Source organism: Photorhabdus sp. RM96S, from assembly GCF_042879335.1.
Lineage (GTDB): Bacteria > Pseudomonadota > Gammaproteobacteria > Enterobacterales > Enterobacteriaceae > Photorhabdus > Photorhabdus kayaii.
The window spans coordinates 49,321-55,320 of the sequence record NZ_JBHFKT010000034.1 but is presented as its reverse complement, the minus strand read 5'-3'; the positions used below and the strand labels follow the sequence as shown (position 1 = coordinate 55,320).

5 protein-coding genes are annotated in these 6,000 nt (G+C 43.1%); all 5 read right to left on the bottom strand.

What is annotated here, in order from left to right; genetic code table 11:
* Nucleotides 1–983 precede the first annotated feature (983 nt).
* A complete protein-coding gene (gene livF / locus ACGF49_RS18520) occupies nucleotides 984–1,685 on the bottom strand; it encodes a high-affinity branched-chain amino acid ABC transporter ATP-binding protein LivF (protein ID WP_113043707.1) in 702 nt (233 codons plus the stop codon).
* Nucleotides 1,686–1,687: 2 nt separating this feature from the next.
* Nucleotides 1,688–2,461 (bottom strand): high-affinity branched-chain amino acid ABC transporter ATP-binding protein LivG, encoded by a 774-nt coding sequence (livG, locus tag ACGF49_RS18515; protein ID WP_113043708.1) that lies wholly within the window; start codon nucleotides 2,459–2,461, stop codon nucleotides 1,688–1,690.
* The gene (locus ACGF49_RS18510; protein WP_113043709.1) at nucleotides 2,458–3,735 is read right to left on the bottom strand and encodes a high-affinity branched-chain amino acid ABC transporter permease LivM; all 1,278 of its coding nucleotides are present in this window, start codon (nucleotides 3,733–3,735) and stop codon (nucleotides 2,458–2,460) included. Before ACGF49_RS18510 ends, livG begins: the two co-directional genes overlap by 4 nt.
* Complete coding sequence (livH, locus tag ACGF49_RS18505) at nucleotides 3,732–4,658, bottom strand: high-affinity branched-chain amino acid ABC transporter permease LivH (protein ID WP_113043710.1); 927 nt, start codon at nucleotides 4,656–4,658, stop codon at nucleotides 3,732–3,734. Before livH ends, ACGF49_RS18510 begins: the two co-directional genes overlap by 4 nt.
* Before the next feature lie 61 nt (nucleotides 4,659–4,719).
* Complete coding sequence (locus ACGF49_RS18500) at nucleotides 4,720–5,832, bottom strand: branched-chain amino acid ABC transporter substrate-binding protein (RefSeq protein ID WP_113043711.1); 1,113 nt, start codon at nucleotides 5,830–5,832, stop codon at nucleotides 4,720–4,722.
* Between the last annotated feature and the right edge of the window lie 168 nt (nucleotides 5,833–6,000).

Sequence of the window (6,000 nt, the reverse complement as noted above, 5' to 3'; positions counted from 1 at the left end):
ATGGAAGAGAGAGATCTTAACGTTTTAATGAGAGAAATGCCTATAAAAAGTCATATTCTGATTTTTATTTAACCAAAATAACCTTATTAAAAATGTGAGATCTCACCCTGCTTGCCGTCGCGATCCATCTTGAAATCCATAGGGTATATTACCTTTGAAAATTAATTCCCCAATATATTACGTGGACTTTACATACCACAATAACTCATCAGAATATTAATATATCCATATTATAAGTAAGTTATTAATGAGACATATCTAAAAAAATCACAATAATATAAAAACTATAGCAGAGATAAAGTTCATGTCAATGCCCCTCTTCAATGAAATCACTATTATTTAAGAGTTAATAAAATTATATGAGATATAAACAACACATACAAAAATATTAAAATGGGAATTATTGGCATTACGTTATTCACCTGAGATTAATAATATGAATATTGGTTGCTATAGTACTATATGATTCTATTTTTATTTTCCAATTTCACCTTTATACAGTGACTGTAATAATTCACAAATTCACTCGCAATGTTAAAATGATAATAAATAAATCAACTTCATAATAACAAAATAATTTTGACTGTAGATTTTAGCTATTCAAATATGCTGAATACAATTAATTAACCTTCCATTACTCCACCAATAAACTATATCCGTTATCTTTCAAGTTGCCTCTTTGTTGGCTGCACTCACTCACCCCGGTCACATAGTTACCTATGCTCCCTGGGATTCGCTCCCTTGCCGTCGCGATCCATCTTGAAATCCATGGGGTATATATCGCTTAAAATATGACGAAAAAACACAGAAAAAAATAAGGGCAGATTTCAAAGCATTTGAAACCACACTCGTTGCCGCGCCCCCAGATAATACCAGACTTAAAGCGTTATTAATGGCATCCTCACCTTGGGAAAAACAACCTTCCCAGTACTACGAGGATAATCAACCATCTTAATTCCCTTCCTGTGAAAAAGAATACGCCTCTATCCTCCCAAATACGCATTTCTCACAGCTTCATTAACCAATAATGCAGACCCGCTGTCTTCTAGTACGATCTTACCGTTTTCCAATACATATCCTCGGTCAGCCAATTTCAATGCCTGATTTGCATTCTGTTCAACTAAAAAGATTGTCATCCCCTCTTCCCTCAACTGCTGTATAGTATCGAAAATCTGAATGATAACTATCGGTGCCAGTCCCAATGAAGGCTCATCCAGCAACAATAATTGTGGCTGGCTCATTAAAGCGCGGCCAATTGCCAACATTTGCTGTTCACCACCGGACATCGTTCCAGCCCGCTGGTTACGTCTTTCCTGTAAACGCGGAAATAAATCATAAACCCGCTCAATGCGCCGCTGATACTGAGTCTTATCAGCAAAAAAGCCGCCCATTGCCAAATTCTCTTCCACTGTCATACGAGCAAACACTCTGCGACCTTCAGGAACAATCGCGATGTCCTCACGCATAATACGAGATGTCGACCATTGGGTGATATCCTGACCACGAAAAATAATGGAACCTTCAGTTGCTCTGGGTTCACTACATAAGGTGCTGAGCAATGTTGTTTTTCCTGCGCCATTTGCACCAATCAGAGTGACAATTTCTCCCTGCTGAATATTCAGGCTAACCTGATGCAACACCTGAACTTCCCCATAGTGGGCGGATACCCGCTTAAATTCCAACATAATTAATACACCTCGCCCAGATATGCCCGGATAACATCCGGGTTGTTACGAATCTCTTCTGGCCTCCCTTGCGCCAAAGACATTCCCTGATTAACAACATAGATACGATCTGAAATTCCCATCACCAATTTCATATCATGCTCAATCAGCAATACAGAAACTTGATGATGTTCCCTTAGTTCAGCAATTAAAGCATTAAGCTCTTCTGTCTCTTTCGGATTCAGACCCGCAGCAGGTTCATCCAGCATCAAAATTTCCGGGCGAACCACCATGCAGCGAGCAATCTCCAAACGCCGTTGCTGACCGTATGCCAGATTACCTGCCTGTCTGTTTGCCAGTGGTAATAAACCAATCCGTTCTAACCAAGTTATGGCCCAATCTACGGCCTTAGATTCTGCCCGGCGGAATGCCGGCGTTTTAAAAAGGCCGGCAAAAAGGCCCCTTTTAAGATGCTGATGCTGCGCCACTAATAGATTCTCAATCACCGTCATCTCTCGGAATAACCGCACATGCTGGAATGTTCTGATAACACCCATACGAGCAATAGCCTGCCCAGATAACCCTTCCAGATGTTTTTCCCGCAGCTTTATCGTACCGCTTGTCGGACAGTAAAATCCTGTCAGACAATTAAAGATCGTGGTTTTCCCTGCTCCATTAGGGCCAATAAGAGAAACAATTTCACCCTGATTTAGCCTCAGGGCAACGTTATTAACCGCCAGCAAACCACCGAAGCGCATGGTCAGATCGGAAACTTGCAATAATGGTGTTGTACTCATGCTTGCTTTCCTCCCTGTACCTGTCGTTCCAATTTGACATGACGGCGTTTTGTCGGTAGCAACCCTTGCGGACGCCAAACCATCATCAATACCATCATTGCCCCTAGCAGCAACATACTATAGGCATTCAGATCACGCATCATCTCACGGGAAACCACCAACAAAATGGCGGCTAGAATCACCGCAGTCTGTGAGCCCATCCCTCCGAGTACCACAATCGCCAGCACAAAAGCAGATTCAGAAAAAGTGAAGGACTCTGGGCTGACGAAACCCTGCCGGGCAGCAAATAAAGTACCCGCAAAACCGGCAAATGCCGCACTGATAGTAAACGCAGCCAGTTTAATACGGGTTGGACTCAGGCCAAGAGAGCGGCAAGCAATCTCATCTTCACGCAGCGCTTCCCATGCGCGACCTAATGGCATACGCAGTAGTCGATTAATAATAAATACTGTCAGTATTACCAACAGTAACGCCACCAGATAAAGGAAGATGACCCGATCACTGGGATCGTATTTCAAACCAAAGAAATTGTGGAAAGTATCCCAACCACCCTCTTTCACACTACGGTTAAATTCCAGCCCGAAGAAAGTCGGTTTTGGGATCTGGCTGATACCATTCGGGCCACCGGTTATTTCAGTATTATTCAACAGTAGAATGCGAACAATTTCACCAAAACCAAGCGTAACAATTGCCAGATAGTCACCTCGCAATCGCAATACCGGAAAGCCCAACAACAACCCCGATAAAGCAGCCGTTAACCCCGCCAGCGGCAAACTCTGCCAAAACCCTAATCCGTAATAGTGACTTAGCAAAGCGTAGGTATAAGCACCGATAGCATAAAAACCTGCATACCCAAGCACCAGCAACCCCGACAAACCAACCACGACATTCAAACCCAACCCTAGCATGACATAAATTAACGTCAGTGTAGCAATATCAACACTACCACGGGAGACAATAAACGGCCAGAAAATTGCAGTAATAATGACCAATATTGCCAGTAACTTTTGTCCTTTGGTTGAGCCATCGAAATCCGGCAACGACCAGCTTTTAATCGGTACTTTCTTCATTATCTGCTGAACAACCGGACGCAATAGCTGGAACAGAAAAACAACCGCACAGCCAATACCAATCCATAACCATCGCACTTCATCGGCACGATGGACGACCAACTTCGTACCCTCCAGCGACAACTGCATCCCCATCATAAAGGCAGACAACACAAATAAAGCGACTGAGGCGATAATGGCATTCACCCAATTAGCATGTTTCATACCTTTTCTACCTCTGGACGGCCTAAGATTCCAGTCGGCATAAACAACAGCACAACAATGAGCAGAGCAAAAGAAACGGCATCTTTATATTCTGTGCTCAAGTAAGCAGAAGTTAAGGCTTCAGAAATTCCCAAAATCAAGCCACCAATCATCGCCCCTGGAATACTGCCAATTCCTCCCAATACTGCTGCGGTGAAAGCTTTCATGCCTGCCATAAAACCGATATACGGATTTATTACACCGTAGAACTGCCCCAACAAAACACCGGCTATTGCAGCCATAACTGCACCGATAACAAAAGTTAAGGAAATCATTCGGTTAGTATTGATCCCCAACAAACTGGCCATTTTCAGATCTTCCGCACAAGCACGGCAGGCACGTCCCATACGGGAGTAGCGAATGAATACTGTCAATATCAGCATGGTAAGAAATGTCACTATCCAGATGGTCAGTTGCATTGCGCTAATACTGGCAGAAAATCCATCACTTTCGCCTAATACCCACTGCCCGGTAATCAGGCTAGGCAATGCCAGATCGCGAGAACTTTGTGACAGACTGACATAGTTTTGCAAGAAAATAGACATCCCAATCGCCGAAATCAGCGCAATCAAGCGTTTGGAATGACGAACTGGCCTGTAAGCCACTCGCTCAATACTCCAACCATAAGCAGCAGCAATGACAATTGATGTTAAAAAAGCCGCAGTAATCAGCAACCAGCCCAAATCAACGCCCATCATGATCAGAGCCGCAATCACAATAAAGGAGACATAGCTACCAATCATGTAAACTTCACCATGAGCGAAGTTAATCATCCCGATAATGCCATAAACCATCGTATAACCAATGGCAATCAATGCATAAGTACTACCCAGAGTCACTCCATTTAACATCTGTTGTAAAAAATAGAGAAATTGCTCTGACATACCTTGTACCTCTGGAATAACAGCTCCTGACAAACAGAAGCTGACGACTGTTCTGATGACTTTACTTCACAGAAGTAGAAGAACCATCTGCATGCCATTCAAAAATACCAAATTCGAACCCTTTTAGATCGCCAACGGCATTCCAGCTTAGTGTTCCCATTACGGTATCTACTGGATTCGCTTTCAGGTCTTTCACCAAATCAATCGGTTCCATACTACCGGTACGGTTCATTGCCGCAGCCAGAGATTGCAGAGCAGCATAGGTTGTCCAGACGAACGGACCTGTCGGATCACCTTTCTTACCTTTGATCGCCTCAACAATAGCTTTGTTCACCGGTACCTGATCGTAACGCTTAGGGAGGGTGACTAACATTCCTTCAGAAGCAACTCCGGCGATATTAGATAGCGAGGAGTTACCTACACCTTCCGGTCCCATAAAACGAATATTCAGACCAGCCTGTTTAGCTTGACGCAGAATTTGCCCCATTTCAGGGTAGTAGCCACCAAAATAGACAAAATCCACATTCTCTTTTTTCAGGCGGGCAACCAGAGCCGAAAAGTCTTTGTCACCAGCAGTAACGCCTTCAAACAAGACAATATTGGCTCCCGCTTTTTTCAATTTATCGAGAACAGATCGAGCCAACCCTTCACCGTATTGCTGTTTATCATGAACAATAGCTATACGCTGAGGTTTAATCTTTTCAGCAATATATTTCGCTGCCGTTGGTCCCTGATCAGAATCCAGCCCGGTAGTACGCATAATCATTTGGTAACCACGAGTTGTCAGATCGGCATTGGTTGCTGCTGGTGTAATCATAATGACACCTTCATCTTCATAGATGTCAGATGCCGGTTGAGTAGAGGAAGAGCATAAATGGCCGATAACATAGCGAATGTTGTCATTAATCACTTTATTCGCGACAGCGACAGCCTGTTTCGGGTCACACGCATCATCATATTCAACCCCCACCAGCTTATTACCATTAATACCACCATTAGCATTGATATCTGCAATCGCCTGACGTGCGCCAGTAAATTCCATATCACCATATTGCGCAACTGGACCAGACATTGCCCCCACAATCGCCACGTTGATCTCTTGTGCCCACAGTGAGTAACTCATCATCATGACAATACAGCCGGCTAATAGGTTTTTACCTGTTATGACTTTCATTTTATTTATCCCCGTGTCGTTATTGGTCTAATTTATTGTGTTTACCTTTTAGATCTCCGATTATCTAATGGGATAACCGTGATCTTTTGTGATCGCTGATTAGATAAAGTAATTTTTATGAATAAGATTTTATTTTTCATGCTATTAAAATAGCATTTCATGCTTAAA

Coding starts and splice junctions, on each gene's coding strand:
- ACGF49_RS18500 (WP_113043711.1), bottom strand. CDS start 5,832: ATGAAAGTCATAACAGGTAAAAACCTATTAGCCGGCTGTATTGTCATG.
- livG (WP_113043708.1), bottom strand. CDS start 2,461: ATGAGTACAACACCATTATTGCAAGTTTCCGATCTGACCATGCGCTTC.
- livF (WP_113043707.1), bottom strand. CDS start 1,685: ATGTTGGAATTTAAGCGGGTATCCGCCCACTATGGGGAAGTTCAGGTG.
- livH (WP_113043710.1), bottom strand. CDS start 4,658: ATGTCAGAGCAATTTCTCTATTTTTTACAACAGATGTTAAATGGAGTG.
- ACGF49_RS18510 (WP_113043709.1), bottom strand. CDS start 3,735: ATGAAACATGCTAATTGGGTGAATGCCATTATCGCCTCAGTCGCTTTA.